The organism is Myroides sp. NP-2 (assembly GCF_014145665.1).
Classification (GTDB): Bacteria; Bacteroidota; Bacteroidia; order Flavobacteriales; family Flavobacteriaceae; genus Flavobacterium.
Genome location: NZ_JACHTD010000013.1, coordinates 33,371 through 49,939, shown reverse-complemented (window position 1 = coordinate 49,939; position 16,569 = coordinate 33,371). Strand labels below are relative to the sequence as shown.

The following is a 16,569-nucleotide window of genomic DNA, read 5'->3' as shown; positions in this document are numbered from 1 at the left end:
ATGAAACAGTTTTTTTCAATACACGATCTACCTTCCTTATCTGAGGCAATACACAGCGCAATGGCATGCAAGGCTAATCCGTTTCAAAATGAACATTTGGGAAAACGCAAAGTCTTGGGGTTGGTGTTTTTAAATCCGAGTTTGCGTACACGTATGAGTACACAAAGAGCGGCTATGAATCTCGGCATGGACGTGATGGTAATGAATATGACCTCTGAGGGTTGGGCGCTGGAAACAAACGACGGTGTTGTCATGAATGGAAATACGGCAGAGCACATCAAAGAGGCCGCTGCTGTAATGGGACAATATTGTGATATTCTAGGTTTGCGCTCTTTTCCAGGGTTACAAAATGCTGAAGAAGATTATAGTGAAGCTCTTTTTCACAAATTTGTACAATACTGTGGCAAGCCTGTAGTGAGCTTAGAAGCAGCAACAAGACACCCTTTACAGAGTTTTACTGACTTAATCACTATTGTCGAGCACGGCAATTTCCAGTATGACGAAGTGACAAAGAAATACGTTCCATTGAAAAAGAGACCAAAGGTCGTTTTAACTTGGGCCCCTCACGTTAAATCTCTGCCACAAGCAGTACCCAATTCATTCGCTGAATGGATGTTACAAGCGGAAAAAGAAGGATTAATTGACTTCGTTATCACCCATCCGGAGGGCTATGCCCTAAAAGGAGAATTCACTCAAAGTGCAACTTGTACAACCAATCAAGAGGAAGCCTTGGAAGAAGCTGACTTTGTTTACGTTAAAAATTGGTCTAGCTATGAAAATTATGGGCAGATTACGTGTACGGATCCTTCGTGGATGTTGACCTTGGAACATTTGAAAGCCACTAATCAAGCAAAAGTAATGCACTGTTTACCTGTCAGACGCGATTTGGTTCTCGCTGCGGAAGTCTTGGATAGCCCACATTCACTTGTTGTGGAAGAAGCGGGGAATAGAGTATGGGCTGCACAAGTGGTTTTACAAGAAATGTTGAAAAATAAATAAAGATGCAAAAACTAACAGTAATTAAGATAGGTGGAAATATTGTAGATGATGCAAAAGCATTAAGCGATTTTTTAACTGCTTTTGCTCAATTGGATACACTAAAAATTTTAGTACATGGAGGAGGAAAAATAGCGACTAAATTGGCGGATTCCCTGGGTATTCCTACTGAAATGGTAGAGGGTAGACGCATTACTTCCGAAGACATGTTAGCGGTTACTGTTATGGTTTATGCAGGATGGATTAACAAGCAAATTGTCGCCCAATTGCAAACAAGAAACTGTGATGCCCTTGGTGTTTCAGGCTCGGATGCTCAGTTGATTACTAGTCAAAGACGTCCTGTAACGACCATAGATTATGGTTTTGTTGGTGATTTTACCCCTGAAGAGGTCAATGGCAAACGTTTGAAACAATTGCTAGAACTAGAACTTTGCCCTGTTTTTTCGGCGATAACAGCGGATCAACAAGGACAACTATTGAATACAAATGCGGATACAATTGCCTCAAATTTAGCAATTGCCTTGGCAAGACATTATCAAGTTGATTTGGTTTACTGTTTTGAACGCAAAGGAGTATTACGAGATATACACGATGATTCATCTGTAATTCATACGATTAACCCGCTTATTTTTAATCAACTAAAAGAGGAGGGGGTAATAGCAACAGGGATGGTGCCCAAGATTGCCAATGCGCTTGCGGCTGTTGAACGAGAGGTGTATCGCGTTTGCATTAAACAAGCACAAGATCTTCTAGATCCCATGGCAGGAACAACGATTAGCCACTATTAACTAAAAAAATGAAAAACGAAAGAAGTATACAAGCAATAAAACTGCTAGAGAAATTAATTGCAACTCCCTCTTTTAGTAAAGAAGAAGATCAAACGGCGACGCTATTGGCTAAATTTTTAACAGATCAGGGGGTGGAAGTACATCGCGAACTCAATAATGTTTGGGCGTTTAATCAACAGTACGATGCGAGTAAACCGACAATTCTGTTGAATTCTCACCACGATACGGTACGTCCAAATCAGGATTACACCCGAGATCCCTTCATGCCTACGCACAGTGAGGGTAAATTATACGGATTGGGGAGCAATGATGCAGGGGGCTGTTTAGTCTCGTTGTTGGCTACTTTTCTCCACTTTCACAAGCAAGAAAATTTGAAATACAATTTTTGTATTGCCGCTACTGCTGAAGAGGAAATCTCTGGGACAGCTGGTTTGGAGTACGTTCTTCCCAAGTTAGGAAACTTGGATTTTGCCATTGTGGGCGAACCTACACAGATGCATTTGGCAATAGCAGAACGTGGGTTGATGGTATTGGACTGTGTTGCGAGGGGACGCTCTGGTCACGCCGCGCGAAATGAAGGCGAAAATGCTATTTTCAAGGCTATTGAAGCTATCAATTGGTTTAATACCTACCAGTTTCCTAAAGTATCAGAAGAATTTGGACCAATTAAGATGAGTGTGACTATGATTCAGGCTGGAACCCAACACAATGTTATTCCTGCTACTTGTTCATTTGTAGTGGATATTCGCGTCACCGATGCCTATACAAATGAGGAGGTATTGGAAATCGTACAACAACAGGTGGATTGTGAGGTGGATGCGCGTTCAACGCGTTTAAAACCCTCCTCTATAGCTAAAGAACATCCGATTGTACAAGCGGGTATTCAATTGGGACGTAATACCTATGGTTCTCCCACAACTAGTGATCAAGCTTTGTTAGCTATTCCTTCTTTAAAGTGTGGCCCTGGTCATTCTGCACGGTCGCATACGGCGGATGAATATGTGTATATCGAGGAGATAGAACAGGGCATAAGCCTGTATATTGAAATGTTGAATCAAATTGTGAAGTAAAATGAAATTATGGCAAAAAAACACAGCAGTAGATCAAGCGGTTGAAGCATTTACTGTTGGTCAAGATAGAACGTTGGACATGAATTTAGCCTCTTTTGATGTGCTAGGGTCTTTGGCGCATACCCAGATGTTACAACAAATAGGGTTGCTGTCGGCAACTGAATTAGCCACTATTCAGAAAGAGTTAAAGGCTATTTATCATGAGATCGTAGCGGGAACTTTTCAGATTGAAGAAGATGTGGAGGATATTCACTCCCAAGTCGAATTGCTTTTGACGAGAAGAATCGGCGAGGCAGGAAAAAAAATACATGCAGGGCGTTCTAGAAATGATCAGGTTTTGGTCGATTTGAAGTTGTATTTCCGCCATGAAATTGAAAGTGTGGTGCAACAGGTGAAAGGTGTTTTTGAAACGTTTCAACAATTGAGCAATCAACATAAAGCGGTGTTAATGCCAGGCTATACTCATTTGCAGGTGGCAATGCCTTCTTCTTTTGGACTGTGGTTTGGGGCATATGCCGAGAGTTTAGTCGATGATTTAGAAATGATGTTAGCCGCTTGGAAGGTGGTCAATAAAAACCCTTTAGGTTCAGCAGCGGGCTATGGTTCTTCTTTTCCCCTAGATCGACAATTGACGACAGAACTCCTGGGCTTCCAATGTATGAATTACAACGTCGTTTACGCACAAATGGGAAGAGGAAAAAGCGAACGATTAGTAGCACAAGCACTGGGGGCTATTGCTGCTACGCTTAGTAAGTGGGCAATGGATTGTTGCTTGTATATGAGCCAGAATTATAATTTTATCGCCTTTCCAGATCAACTAACCACAGGCTCGAGCATTATGCCACATAAAAAGAATCCCGATGTATTGGAATTGATTCGCTCGCGTTGCAATAAAATACAAGCCCTACCCAATGAAATTGCCTTTATGACAACCAATTTACCCTCAGGTTATCACCGTGATCTGCAATTGCTCAAGGAAAATCTTTTCCCAGCGTTTACTTCGTTAAAAGAATGTCTAGCCATGACACAATTGATGTTGGAACACCTGCAAGTAAATCCAACAATTCTAGCAGATGCGAAGTACGATTACCTTTTTAGTGTTGAGGTAGTGAATGATTTGGTCTTAAAAGGAATACCCTTTAGAGAAGCCTACAAACAAATTGGATTAGCAATTGAAGAAGGTACCTATCAACCCGTTAAAAAGGTTGAGCATACCCATCAAGGTAGTATTGGACATTTGATGAATGACGAAATTAAAAATGAATTTGAATGGGTAGTGAATGCCTTTGACTTCAAAGGCATAAAAGATAAATTAATGCGTTTGGTATTGTAATTTTTTTTTGAATTAGGTTTATATTCTTTTTTAATTTAATTTTATGTTAAATAGTTAGAATATGAGACATATAAGAATTTTCATCTTGTTATTAATAATCCCTTTTATTGCTAGTTGCTCCTCAGATGAGGACTCACAAGGGTATGATGCTGTTTTCAATTCCGAATATACTCCTTTGACGGATCTTTCTGAACTGGGAAAAGCTAGTTATTTTTATGCGGGAATTAAAATAGAAGGTAGAAACGTAGGGTTCTTGCCTAGTGATTCAGACAGTTGTTTGAAAGAAGATATGTTGACACCTATCTACGATGAGCATGATAATTTTGTTCGTTTAGAGTATAGACGACACGAAAAAAAATGTGTGGGTGGTTTCGCAGAGATTCACATGGTACAAAACAACATCGTTAGACCGGGTTATCTGTTTACAAATTTAAATTTAATTGGAGGTTTTGTTATTGACCCGCTAACGGGAGGTAAAATAGAAGCTCCGACTACACAATCAAAAAAGTATAAAGGAGAATTAGAAATTGGCTTTCAAGCGGGCTATCTTCGAATAGAAGACCAATTGTCTCATTATACACGTCCAGGAGGGATGAAAAAGGTGTATATCTATCTTCGAAGATCAGATAAATAGTCTAGGATTGTAATAAAAAATGCTGAGAGAATCTCAGCATTTTTTATTAAATATCATCGTAGTTGATGTGAATTTCATCTGAAGTGACAATTGCCTGACACGACAAAATTAATCCTTCAGCAACTTCATCATCTGTAAGAATACTATTGCGCTTCATCGTTGCAGATCCTTTGGTCACTCGACACATACAAGAGCTGCAAATTCCACCTTGACAAGAGTATGGCGCATCTATGCCTGCTTCTAATACACCATGTAATAGCGCTTGACTTTTCGGCATTTCAAAGCTCGATTCTTCATCGTCAACAATAACCGTAACTCTTGTGCTACCTCCTTGGGATTCTATAGGATTATTTCCATCGGTATTAGGAGTGAAAATCTCAAATAAAATGTTGTCCTTCTCCACGCCTTTCGATTGAAGGGTTTCACTTACCAGGTCAATCATATCTTCTGGCCCACACAAGAAAAAGCTCGAAAAAGTTTTGTCTTGGTGTTTGTTGTTAACTACAAAATTGATCGCTGCTTTGTCAATGCGACCGAAAAGCGAATCCCCTTCTCGCATCCTCGAATATACGAAGTGAACGTAAAGCCTTTCAGGGTATTGCTCCTGAAGCTTGTGTAATTGTTCGTGGAAAATGGTCTCTTCTCTTGATTTATTTCCGTAGACTAAAACAAAGGTGCTGTTTGGCTCCTGGGTTAAGACACTTTGCAAAATGGACATAACAGGCGTAATACCACTACCAGCAGCAAAAGCCGCATAATTAGCCGTTACCTCTGGATTGGGGGTAAATGTAAAACGCCCTTCTGGAGCCTCTACTGCTAATTGATCACCAACTTTCAACTCTTCATTAGCATAGGTGGAAAACACACCTTGCTCTACTTTTTTTACCACAATGCGAATCTCTCCACTTTGCGGGGTCGAACAGATCGAATAAGCTCGTCTTATCTCTTTGCCGTTATGTTCATAGCTAATATTGAGATATTGCCCAGCAACAAAGGTATACTCCTGTTGAAAGGATGCCGGAACATCCAATGCAATAGATACCGCATGTGGAGTTTCTCTTCGAATCTCTTTTACCGTTAAATTGTTGAATCTTGACATGGTTTAGTTCTGTTTATTTTGGGCAAAAATACAAAACCCGTGGAGTAAAAGGAAGTTTTTAGAACTCAGATTAGCGAAAATTATTATACCTATAAGTTATAGGTATTAAAAAAGTACTATATTTGTATACCTAAGATTCTTATATATGGCAAAGCAACAACAATTATACAAGGGTAGCTTAAATACTATTATCATGAAGTTACTGGCTGAAAATGGCCGCATGTATGGCTATGAAATCACCCAAAAAGTAAAGGAAATTACCACAGGGGAGATGAGTTTAACCGAAGGAGCACTTTATCCAGCGCTACACAAGTTAGAGGCTGAAGGGTTTTTAGATGTAGATATGGAACGCGTCGATGGAAGGGTAAGAAAATACTATAAGCTAACCGAAAGTGGTGTTAAGGAAACGGATAATAAAATGGAAGAGTTAGAAAGTTTCATTCGCAATATGCAAAATATCGTAAACCTGAAATTGACCTAACTATTGAATAAATTACGGTATTATGGAACAAACAATAAAAATTTCCCTTGAACAAGTGCAGGATATTGAGAAGCGCTTACTGCAAAAATACAGGTTGCAACAGGATGACATTCGCAATGAAGTGCTCGATCACATCGCTTGTGAGATAGAAGAGCTAATGAATCAGGGAGAAACCTATGAAGAAGCAACCACACTTGTTTTTAGAACTTGGAATGTTCGATTGATAGCCAATGATAAAGGCGTATACAAGGGTATTCCCCATTTTATTTTAAATCAATTGAATAGGGAATACAATATAGTAGCGCTTCAATCTCTACTGATTGCTGGGATTTTATCTATTCCCTTGCTATTGGCAGTGTGGTATGTACAATTTAATCAGGTGGCTTTGATGAGTTGTTTGTTCATTGCGAATGCCTATGGTGTTTTTGTTATATATAAAGAATCAAAACAAGTACAAGATTATCGCTATGATTTTTTTAGAGGCAAAGCAAGGAACGTTTTGATGACGAGTGCTATGTTTATAACTGTGGAGACTGTTTTTTATCTTATCTGGAGGGACATGCAACAGCAGTTTACTTTTAGTTTTTTTGTTGTTTACTATATGATTTTCAACTCTTTTTTGTTCTATCGATTTAGAAAATACTGTAAATATCAAAAATACAAGGTAGTCAAATAACCAATACCTTGAACAAAAGACGGTAAAACGGTGTTTTGTACTATGTTTAATCTCTGAGTTTGTGTAAAATGAAAAAACTGAATATCAATCAAATAGAAGAAATAGATGCCTTTTTACTTCAAGTGTATCACTTAGAGTTCAAAGCATTTCGCGATGAGGTTGTGGACCATATCGCCTGTGAAATTGAGGACTACCTTGAGCAAGGGGTTGAGTACGCACAAGCAAAAAAGCAGGTGCTGAGAAAATGGCATTTTGAATTAAAACCTGTGCTGGGACAACAAGGTATTCCAACGTGTATTGTAAAGCAATTGTGTCGTAAAGATGCGGTATTTTACTTCTTTTTTGCTCTTTTGTTTTTGACTAGTTGGTTCCTTGGACATTTTCAGGTTATGGAATTAACCCCTAGCCCTTGGATTAGTTTTGGCTGTATCTTACTCGGATTTTTTATTCCCGTGGTGGTACAAAAGCGCTTTTTTAAGCAAAAGAGTTATGAAATGAAGTTCTACATGCACGCCTTAGGCAGTGTGATGTTGGTGAATATTATCTCGTTAACCGTTGCGATGTTTCACCTGAGAAAGGACGTTGCAGCAGATGTTTTATTGTCTCCGTATCATCTACTTGTTGTAGCTGTTCACTTGTTGATCTTGAATGTCTTTTTTGCTAGTCAAGTGATGCAACAGTATCGCCATGTGAACACTCAATCTATATAATCTAAATAGGAACACGAATGCAAACACTTACACCACATCAACTTCAACATATTGACCAATTTTTATTAGAACACTATCGCTTGTATTACATGGATATTCGCGCCGAAGTAGTCGATCATATTGCAGCAGATATAGAGAAAGAACTCCATAACGCAAAGCGCTATGATGAAGCTTTTGTCTTGGTGATTGCAAAATGGGATGAGTTGTTGAAACCTGCTTCTTTTTTCTTTAGAGGCATTCCGAAATTTATTGCTCAGCAGTGGAATAAAGAGCGGTTAAGACGGGGAGCGAAAGCTTGTTTCTTTGGTGCGTTAACCACTTTAGGGATCGGTAGCTTTTTTTATCGTTTTATAGACTTAGATGCGGATATCGTATGGGGATTAGGGACACTACTTGCCCTTTATATAAGTATTGGAATATTTTATATATTCAATCGTAGTTTGATGAAAGATATTCCGTTGTACACCGCAACAGGTGCGTTCTTGCGAGTGGAATTTAAACGACTCGGATGGGTACAAAGCATATTTGTTATGCTGCCGCTACTCACTCAAATGAAATTCATTGCGAGCGGTGATTGGTTTTTTTACTTCTACATTTTCATCGGATTGGTGATGTTATTTTATATGATTCATTGGCGAATTGACTACAAAAAAGAAAAAATATACCAAATCAAATGGCAATTACTGTAAATAGAAAAACTATGGAGAGAAAAATTACACTTCAAGAAATAGAAGAACTTCACCGCTTTGTCCGTCAACACTATGTTGAGTTTTACGATGTTGAGTTGGAATTGGTCGATCATTTAGCCAACGATATCGAAACGCAGTGGCAAAAGGATACTCAACTGTCTTTTGAACAGGCACTTGAGGTTGCTTTTAAAAAGTTCGGCGTTTTTGGGTTCAGCGATGTGGTCGAGCAGAAAATAAAGCAGCTGACTAATGCCTATTACAAAAAAAGCTTTGCGCTGTTGAAGTCTTTTTTTACAGTTCCCAAAATTGTGGTTACCCTAGCTCTTTTTTTAGTGCTGTTCGCGCTAATAAATCAGGTAAATGTCGATACGTATGAAAGTATACAATTGGGGTTGCTCTTTTTGGGTACTTCTTTCTTGTTCTATCAATTGTGGCACTTATACCGTCAAAAACAAGGTCGAAAAAAAAGAGGGGAAGCTTTGTGGTTGTTGCATTCAGTTTTGTATAATTTAGAAATTTGGCCCTATTATGTAATCACTTTTTGGGTCATTCGCTTTGCAATGCATCGATTTTCAGTACAAGACAATCCTGTATTCGCGACATCCTCTGTTGTTTTTTCATCTTTACTGCTGACCTTGACCGTCCTTTACCTCTATATTCTAAAAAGAGTTGTCGTTCCTCAAGTTGAGGCTGACTTACTAGAACAAAAGAAGAAAATAGTTGCGGAATAACAAGAGAAAACAGATAAATAAAATAGTTGAGCGACGGAAATAAGTCGCTTTTATTATATGATAAATGATTGAAAATGAAAGATTTTCTTAAAGGAATGTAACATAAAAGCTAAGGTGACGTCTTATGTTGTATCAACCAACATCTACTACATGAAAAAAATAATCACCTTATTGGTGTGTTCCTTTTCCCTGTTTTCCTTTGCTCAGGTCAGGGGAACACTTGTTGATCAAGCAGGAATACCCATTAGTTATGCAACTGTTATTTTAGAGCAAACACAACAAGGAGTTATCAGTAACGACAAAGGAGAATATGAAATTTTGCCAAAATCAACGGGCAATGCTACTCTTGTCTTTCAGTTCTTAGGCTATAAAACCGAGAGAAAAAGCGTGCAATACGATGGACGTCCCTTGACGCTGAATATTGTCCTTCAAGAAGAAGAATTCCAATTGGACGATATTGTCATTAATGTAGGAAAAAATCCGGCAGATGAGATTATTCGTCGTGCGATTGCCAACAAAGCAAAAAATACACAGGGAGTCGCTTCTTTTACGGCCGACTTTTACTCTAAGGGTATGATTAAGAGCTTAAAAATACCCAAATTTGTCCAAGACAAAGTCTATGTTGGCCAAGACAAAGCTAACGGATTAGATTCCTTAGGCCAAGGGATTCTTTACTTGTCAGAAACTGTCTCCCAATTAAAATATCAAAAACCAAATCAGTTAAAAGAACACATAATTGCTTCTAAGGTTAGTGGAAACAACAACGGCTATAGTTTTAATACAGCCGATGAGTCGATGTACGATTTCTATGACAATCAATTTCGCGTCGCAGATTTTGATCTACAACTGATTTCTCCTTTGGCTAATCAAGCATTTTCTTTTTATCGATTTAATTTAGAGGCAACTTTCAAAGACAATGGCGTATTGATTAATAAAATCAAAGTAACTCCTAAAGTTAAGAATCAGCCTGTTTTCTACGGAGATATTTATATTGTCGATGATTCGGCGGCTTTATATGGAGTAGATCTTACAGTAACAGGGATTAGTTTACAACAACCCTTTCTCGAATCAATCACAATAAGTCAAAATTTCTTTTATAACCAAGCGAATAACACATGGGTCAAGCGTTCACAAACCTTGGATATATTGATTAGCTTATTTGGCTTTAAAGGACAAGGGGTGTTCTTGAGCGTATTCAACAACTACGATTTCGCGCCAAATTTTACTAGAGCGGATTTTGGTAAGGAAGTTTTATCTTTTGCCAAAGATGCCAATAAAAAGGAAGATGAGTTTTGGATCAATCATCGTTTGTACCCCTTAACGGCAGAAGAAGCGCAAGATTACCACTTTAAAGATAGCATACGTGAACGCAAGGAATCGCCAGCTTATAGAGATAGCCTTCGGGTAGTTTATAATAAATTTACGCTGACTTCTCCTCTTTTGGGATACAACTACAAAAGCAAAGAAGAGCGTTTTCGATTTGCTTACGATGGATTGATTAATTTAGAAACCATTGGTTTTAATACCGTTCAGGGCTTCTATATGGGTTCAGGTGTATCTGCTCAATTCTATGGAAAGGACAAGATATCGTATACAAGTGCTAAGGCTTCTTTTGATTATGGGTTCGCCTCTGAGCGTTTCCGCGCTTATGGTACGCTAAGTCATCGCTTGAATGATCTACATCAATCGTTGATGTATGTCAGAGGGGGAACTAAAATAAAACAGTTCCATCCGGATAATATCAGTGAGCAGTTTAATAGTCTATTCTCCTTGCTATTTAGGAAAAACTTCGCCAAGTATTACAACAACGAAGAGGTCTATGTCGGCTATAACGGAAAATTCTTCGATCAAGCAGTATCACTTGGCACAGAGTTGGGATATGAACAGCGAAAGCCGTTGTTTAACAATGCCAATGGATCTTTTTATACCGGAAGTAGGGCTTATACCTCCAACGATCCTACAGCGCCTTTAAATGCCTTAAGCGCTCCTATTGAATTGCATCACCTGTATAAGTTTAAGCTAGGACTAACACTCAATTTGGGGATGAAATACGTGTCTTATCCAGACAAGCGTTGGTATATTCCCAATACCACTTATCCAAAAATTAATATTGGCTATGAAAAAGCATTTAGTGGCAACCTAAAAGGCTATAATTACGACTTAGTTGTGGCTGGAGTGAAGCAGGATCTTTCCTTCAGCAATAAGGGGGAGTTGTCCTATCACATAAAAGGAGGGCACTTCTTTGATGGAGATGATATTTCGTATGTGGATCGCAAACACTTTTCAGGGAATCAGACGCATTTAACTATTGAAAATGATCGCATGAGTTCTTTTAATTTGTTGCCATATTACAGCTTGAGTACGAATAAATCCTACGTGGAAACACATCTTGAGTATAACTTCAAGGGATTTATTATGAATCGTTTGCCTTTGCTTAAATGGACGGGATGGAATGTAGTGGCGGGTTATCACAATGCTACAACATCAGACATGAAAGCTTACCAAGAGTTTACCGTTGGATTGTCCAATATCGGTATTCGCAGCATGAAAGGGTTTCGAGTAGATTATGTACGCGCCTATCAAGGTAGTGCATTCTTCAAGGATGGCTTACTGTTTGGATTTAAAAAAGACTTTTAAAAGTCGTTTGATATATTGGGGGGAGACCTGAATTTAGTTTATTTTACATACTTCCCAAAAAAAAGCCCGATACACTGTATCGGGCTTTTGTATTGTATAAAATGCGATTAAAAGTTTGATTTGAATTGCTCTAAGAAGCGCACATCATTTTCGTAGAACATGCGAATATCGCTGATTTGGTATAATAACATAGCAATACGCTCGATTCCCATCCCAAAAGCAAATCCACTATATTCATTTGCATCGATGTTACAGTTGGTTAAAACGTTTGGATCAACCATTCCACATCCCATGATTTCTAGCCAACCCGTTCCTTTTGTAATTCGATAGTCTACTTCTGTTTTTAACCCCCAATAGATATCTACTTCTGCACTTGGCTCCGTAAACGGGAAATAAGAAGGACGCAAGCGAATCTTTGATTTTCCAAACATCTCTTTTGTAAAGTACAATAAGGTTTGTTTTAGATCAGCAAAAGACACATCTTTATCAATGTACAATCCTTCTACTTGATGGAAAATACAGTGAGAGCGAGATGAAATATCCTCATTTCTAAATACGCGTCCAGGAGAAATTGTTCGCAATGGCGGTTTGTGATCCTCCATATAGCGCGCTTGCACTGATGAAGTGTGAGTACGCAATAAGTGTTGAGGATTCGATTGAACAAAGAAGGAATCTTGCATATCACGTGCTGGGTGATAGTCAGGAAAGTTCAATGCAGAGAAGTTATGCCAATCGTCTTCAATTTCTGGACCTTCAGAAATAGTAAAACCTATGCTGTTAAAAATATCAACAATCTGATTCTTCACAAGGGAAATTGGGTGTCTTGATCCAATTAGTGTCGGATAACCAGGACGAGTTAAATCGCCATATAATCCTTGTACATTCTTAGATTCTAATTCCTCTTGGATGGTTTTTACTTTAGTTTCAATGGCGCTTTTTAGTGTATTAATCGCCTGACCGAATTCCTTTTTTTGCTCGTTAGGAACGGTTTTGAAGTAGGCAAATAATTCATTTAAAATTCCCTTTTTTGAAAGGAATTTAATTCTAAAAGCTTCTAGTTGTTCTTTGTTATCAGTATGGAAATGTTCTGCCTCACCGATGTATTCTTTTATTTTATCTATCATTTTAAGTAAAGTAAAAGGCAAATTTACTGCTTTTCATTTAGACATAAAATTTAAAGCATGCTAAATTTTTATATATGCGCATTTTAATCAATATATTTTAACTCTAAGAAGTACTGAACGATGGCCTCCTTCATCAGTACACTTTGTTCCCCTGCGCGAAGTGCAGGTAATTGTTCTTTCACGTTGTAATGGGGCCAACCATCGTCGTCATAGTGATCGAATTCATAATATCCATAGGGCTCAAGTAGGCGACATATTGCGATATGCATTAAATTAACTTTTTCGTCTTTTTTATATCGTTTTTTAATTTTACCTAATTCCTGAACTCCAATAAGATAGATGATTGATTCTAAGTCGAGGACTTCGCCATCGCCAAAGCGAGTAGATATTTTTTGTACCACATCTTCCCATCGCTTTTTTAATTGTTCATCTCTTGCCATATTGTTGTTTGTTTGAGTAAACAAAGATACAATTTCCTAATGATGCAGTTTTATAGAAAAAATAATAATTTAGTGAACTATTAAATGTGGATGATATGCTATTAGATATTTTAGTTGTTTTAGCCCTGGCTTTTGGTGTGTTTAAAGGAGTACAAAAGGGTTTTTTTGTGTCCGTTGTTGCTTTTTTATCGCTTTTGATAGGGACGATAGGGGCTTTAAAGTTTTCCAATGTAGTGAAAGATTTTTTACAGCAACAATGGGGTTGGGAATCTAGTTTTTTACCAGTCTTTTCTTTTGTGATCGCTTTTATCCTCGCAATTTTAGTAGTTCGGTTAGCGGCGCAAATTGCAACTAAAGTTTTTGAGGCCGCTTTTTTAGGCTTGTTCAATCGCTTGCTGGGAGCAATTTTTCAGCTATTCGTCGTTATTCTAGTGATGAGCCTACTCTATGCACTCGTTGATCAGATCAATAGTTTTTTTATTCTCGTATCGCCTGAAACCTTGAATCAAGCAAAAAGTTATCAAATCTACTTGTTTGTTTCTGAGCATATTTTTCCTAGTTTATTCCAAATGGTTGCCTATTTATTTGAAAAAAGCGTAGATGTTTTGCAAACACCTACGCCTGAGTCTATTTAAATTTCGCGAATAGCTTCTTTGTCTATCCAACCCGTTTCTTGATTTTCTAAGCGAACCTTAATCCATAGCCCTTTGCGATCCAGCATATAGACTTTGGTTCCTTTGTGGAGTTCTCTGACTGTTGTTGAGGTAGTTTTAGCGTCTTCTTTTAGCGCTGTTTTGGCTGAATATACAAGGCCTATTTCGGCGTTTTTTGTATAATTCGTTTCAAAAACAGCAGCGTATATACTCGAAATACCCACTATAACACTTAGCAACATAGCAACGAATAGGATGCGCTTACTCCTGCTGTTGTGTGTCTTGTAATACACGATAAAGAACAGCAATAACGCTATACTACTCAACGTCGCTATAATGGCCCAACCATCAACGGATAGTTTGCCCAACGTCTGATGGGCGATATCTTTTTTGTCGTATTCTTCAATGATAGTGATATCGTCTTCTAAGTGCTCTTTCGCAAAATTGAGGTTTGTCTTGGCTTCTTGCATATTAGGTGCCAATTGTAAGGCCTTTTCATAGTAATAGATTGCGTCGACATAAGCTCCCGATTTATAATAGGCATTGGCGAGGTTATAGTACAACTCTGGCGAGTTTTCATATGAATTCGCTAGGGTCAAGTATCCTTCAATGGCTTCTTTAAAGTGTTCCTTTTGAAAAGTTTCATTCACTTTGTCAAAAGCTTTTTGCCAATCCGTTGTTTGTGCATAGGTGCCTAGGCCAAACAAAGCAAATACAAGATATAAAGTTAACTTTCTCATTAGGACTTAAATTGTTTTTCCAATTGATCAATTACATCAATTGCCGTTTCGTAATCTTTTGCAATATTCACTTGTTCTGTTGGGGTGTAACGCGCCCATTCACAAGCGTTTTTAAGGCTCATAAACGACTGAATAGCCTCTGGTGTAATGGCTTTTTCCTGCAAAATTTCCGTAATGTTATCATTGCTCATTTCGCTGGTCTCCATTTTCAATTTGGCCTTCAAGAAGTTGTGTAAACAACGCTCTAACGCTTCATAGAACAACGCCTTGTCATTCAGGTGTTTCTTCGCTTCACCTAAGTATTTCTTCGCTAAGCGATTATTTCTTCTCAATCGGTTTCCTTCTACGTCATTTGCTCGGGCAGCACCTATGCGACTACTCAGAACAAATAGCGGAATTGCCACTAGGGGTGCACACAAGAAGAAATAAAATAATGAGGTGTTCCAATACGTCGTTTTTTCTTGCTCTACAAAAGTCAATGCCGTTTTGTTTTTTTGGAAAAACTCCTGATCATCCGAGCTATCTACACCAGCTATTTCTTTGTGCGTGGGTAGAGTAGGTCCTTCCAGCACATTGATTTTTATCGTGTCTGTTTTGATCGTTTTATATTGTTTTGACGCTAAATCAAAGTATGAAAACTCCATCGGTTCGATGTTGTATTCGCCTTTATATTGCGGTATAATCGTGTATTTGTTGGTGCGATTTCCCTGTAACCCCAAGGCGGTTGGCGTTAGTTTTTCCGAATATTGGGGATCGTATACTTCTAAAGCAGAATGAGCAAGTGGGGTAGGAAGGGTAAGGAGATTTAAATTTCCTTTACCTGATACGGCCACTGTTAGGTATAATGGTTCACCTGCTTTGAGCTCTTGAGTTGAGGGCGTTACTTTAAGTGAAAAATCACCCACCCCACCTGAGAAATTAGCAGGTCTGTCCTTTTGTGGTAAATCTTGCGCATCAATGGTGATGGCTTGGGTAGTGTAGTCTTTTTCAATTAAACCGTATTCAGGAAAGCCAAAGAAATCTCTGCGACCCGTAGGCACTTCAACTTGTACTGTTAATGACAAAGGCTTGATGACCTGTTTTCCCACTTCTTGAGCCATGATAATATCTTGCTTCAAGACTACATAGTTATAAAGCTCCCCTTTGTATTTTCCTTGTTTCAATTCTGGGCGTTGTGGCATGTCCACACTATAGGTCCAGAACTTGTCATAGGTCGGAATTTCATTCCCCCTATAACCGCCAACTGAAGTATTAAAATACAGCTTATAGACAATGGTAATCGGTTCGTTGATAAAAGGTTTTGATTTGGATACTTCAGCAACCAAGTGAACCTTGTCCAATGATCCTTGTTGCACTTGACTCATGCGTTGACGTGGATCTTGTCGCTCTACTGCATCAGTTACCGTTATTGTAATCGGAGTTGTTGTTATCGTTTCCCCTTCAATTTGAATGCTCGCTTTGCCAATGGTGAATTTTCCTTTCTTCTTAGGCTGTAACAAATAGGAATATGATTTTTTAAACGATTTCTTTCCATTAATCCAAGAATAACTCACCGAACTACTAGGACCACCAACCACAGTAAACGCATCAAAAGACGGTGGAGCAAAGTTATCACCATCACTATTCATGGTGAATTCAATCTGAACCACATCATTTAAAGGCACTTGTTCTTTGTTCACACTCGCTTCGAAGTTCACTTGAGCCGTTAACGATTGGGTGAAGAGGACACCAATTAATACAATATAAAAGTATAATGTTCTCATAATAT

17 protein-coding genes are annotated in these 16,569 nt (G+C 38.4%); 12 read left to right on the top strand and 5 right to left on the bottom strand.

Features of this window, described 5'->3' with window-relative positions:
* The 5 genes from H4K35_RS12745 (at window position 1) to H4K35_RS12725 (ending at window position 4,821) form a co-directional block, all read left to right on the top strand.
* Window positions 1–999 (top strand): acetylornithine carbamoyltransferase, encoded by a 999-nt coding sequence (locus H4K35_RS12745; protein ID WP_182628350.1) that lies wholly within the window; start codon window positions 1–3, stop codon window positions 997–999.
* 2 nt (window positions 1,000–1,001) lie between these two features.
* Window positions 1,002–1,784 carry an acetylglutamate kinase gene (gene argB, locus H4K35_RS12740; RefSeq protein WP_182628349.1) on the top strand — a complete coding sequence of 261 codons (783 nt, stop codon included), beginning with the start codon at window positions 1,002–1,004 and terminating at the stop codon, window positions 1,782–1,784.
* An 8-nt stretch (window positions 1,785–1,792) separates the two neighbouring features.
* Complete coding sequence (locus H4K35_RS12735; protein ID WP_182628348.1) at window positions 1,793–2,854, top strand: M20 family metallo-hydrolase; 1,062 nt, start codon at window positions 1,793–1,795, stop codon at window positions 2,852–2,854.
* A 1-nt stretch (window position 2,855) separates the two neighbouring features.
* Window positions 2,856–4,187 (top strand): argininosuccinate lyase, encoded by a 1,332-nt coding sequence (argH, locus tag H4K35_RS12730; RefSeq protein WP_182628347.1) that lies wholly within the window; start codon window positions 2,856–2,858, stop codon window positions 4,185–4,187.
* Between the two features lie 61 nt (window positions 4,188–4,248).
* The gene (locus tag H4K35_RS12725) at window positions 4,249–4,821 is read left to right on the top strand and encodes a hypothetical protein (RefSeq protein ID WP_182628346.1); all 573 of its coding nucleotides are present in this window, start codon (window positions 4,249–4,251) and stop codon (window positions 4,819–4,821) included.
* A 46-nt stretch (window positions 4,822–4,867) separates the two neighbouring features.
* Here the strand turns inward: H4K35_RS12725 and H4K35_RS12720 are convergent, their stop codons facing one another.
* On the bottom strand, window positions 4,868–5,920 hold the full coding sequence (locus H4K35_RS12720) for a ferredoxin--NADP reductase (RefSeq protein ID WP_182628345.1): 1,053 nt from the start codon (window positions 5,918–5,920) through the stop codon (window positions 4,868–4,870).
* Between the two features lie 145 nt (window positions 5,921–6,065).
* Here H4K35_RS12720 and H4K35_RS12715 point away from each other — a divergent pair, with 145 nt between their 5' ends.
* The 6 genes from H4K35_RS12715 (at window position 6,066) to H4K35_RS12690 (ending at window position 11,844) form a co-directional block, all read left to right on the top strand.
* Window positions 6,066–6,401, top strand: a complete 336-nt coding sequence (locus tag H4K35_RS12715; protein WP_182628344.1) for a PadR family transcriptional regulator — start codon at window positions 6,066–6,068, stop codon at window positions 6,399–6,401.
* Between the two features lie 22 nt (window positions 6,402–6,423).
* Window positions 6,424–7,077 (top strand): hypothetical protein, encoded by a 654-nt coding sequence (locus tag H4K35_RS12710; protein ID WP_182628343.1) that lies wholly within the window; start codon window positions 6,424–6,426, stop codon window positions 7,075–7,077.
* Between the two features lie 68 nt (window positions 7,078–7,145).
* A complete protein-coding gene (locus H4K35_RS12705; RefSeq protein WP_182628342.1) occupies window positions 7,146–7,787 on the top strand; it encodes a hypothetical protein in 642 nt (213 codons plus the stop codon).
* Between the two features lie 17 nt (window positions 7,788–7,804).
* Window positions 7,805–8,476 carry a hypothetical protein gene (locus tag H4K35_RS12700; protein ID WP_182628341.1) on the top strand — a complete coding sequence of 224 codons (672 nt, stop codon included), beginning with the start codon at window positions 7,805–7,807 and terminating at the stop codon, window positions 8,474–8,476.
* 11 nt (window positions 8,477–8,487) lie between these two features.
* The gene (locus H4K35_RS12695) at window positions 8,488–9,207 is read left to right on the top strand and encodes a hypothetical protein (protein WP_182628340.1); all 720 of its coding nucleotides are present in this window, start codon (window positions 8,488–8,490) and stop codon (window positions 9,205–9,207) included.
* A 150-nt stretch (window positions 9,208–9,357) separates the two neighbouring features.
* Window positions 9,358–11,844, top strand: coding sequence for a DUF5686 and carboxypeptidase regulatory-like domain-containing protein (locus H4K35_RS12690; protein WP_182628339.1), 2,487 nt, complete (start codon window positions 9,358–9,360; stop codon window positions 11,842–11,844).
* A 107-nt stretch (window positions 11,845–11,951) separates the two neighbouring features.
* Here the strand turns inward: H4K35_RS12690 and pheS are convergent, their stop codons facing one another.
* Both pheS and H4K35_RS12680 read right to left on the bottom strand, forming a co-directional pair.
* Window positions 11,952–12,968 (bottom strand): phenylalanine--tRNA ligase subunit alpha, encoded by a 1,017-nt coding sequence (gene pheS / locus H4K35_RS12685; RefSeq protein WP_182628338.1) that lies wholly within the window; start codon window positions 12,966–12,968, stop codon window positions 11,952–11,954.
* Window positions 12,969–13,051: 83 nt separating this feature from the next.
* The gene (locus tag H4K35_RS12680) at window positions 13,052–13,408 is read right to left on the bottom strand and encodes a hypothetical protein (RefSeq protein ID WP_182628337.1); all 357 of its coding nucleotides are present in this window, start codon (window positions 13,406–13,408) and stop codon (window positions 13,052–13,054) included.
* A gap of 95 nt (window positions 13,409–13,503) precedes the next feature.
* Between H4K35_RS12680 and H4K35_RS12675 the strand changes: the two genes are divergently transcribed.
* Complete coding sequence (locus H4K35_RS12675; protein WP_182628336.1) at window positions 13,504–14,043, top strand: CvpA family protein; 540 nt, start codon at window positions 13,504–13,506, stop codon at window positions 14,041–14,043.
* Here the strand turns inward: H4K35_RS12675 and H4K35_RS12670 are convergent.
* Both H4K35_RS12670 and H4K35_RS12665 read right to left on the bottom strand, forming a co-directional pair.
* Window positions 14,040–14,801 carry a tetratricopeptide repeat protein gene (locus tag H4K35_RS12670; RefSeq protein WP_182628335.1) on the bottom strand — a complete coding sequence of 254 codons (762 nt, stop codon included), beginning with the start codon at window positions 14,799–14,801 and terminating at the stop codon, window positions 14,040–14,042. The genes H4K35_RS12675 and H4K35_RS12670 overlap by 4 nt on opposite strands.
* On the bottom strand, window positions 14,801–16,564 hold the full coding sequence (locus H4K35_RS12665) for a BatD family protein (protein ID WP_182628334.1): 1,764 nt from the start codon (window positions 16,562–16,564) through the stop codon (window positions 14,801–14,803). The genes H4K35_RS12670 and H4K35_RS12665 overlap by 1 nt, the downstream gene beginning before the upstream one ends.
* Between the last annotated feature and the right edge of the window lie 5 nt (window positions 16,565–16,569).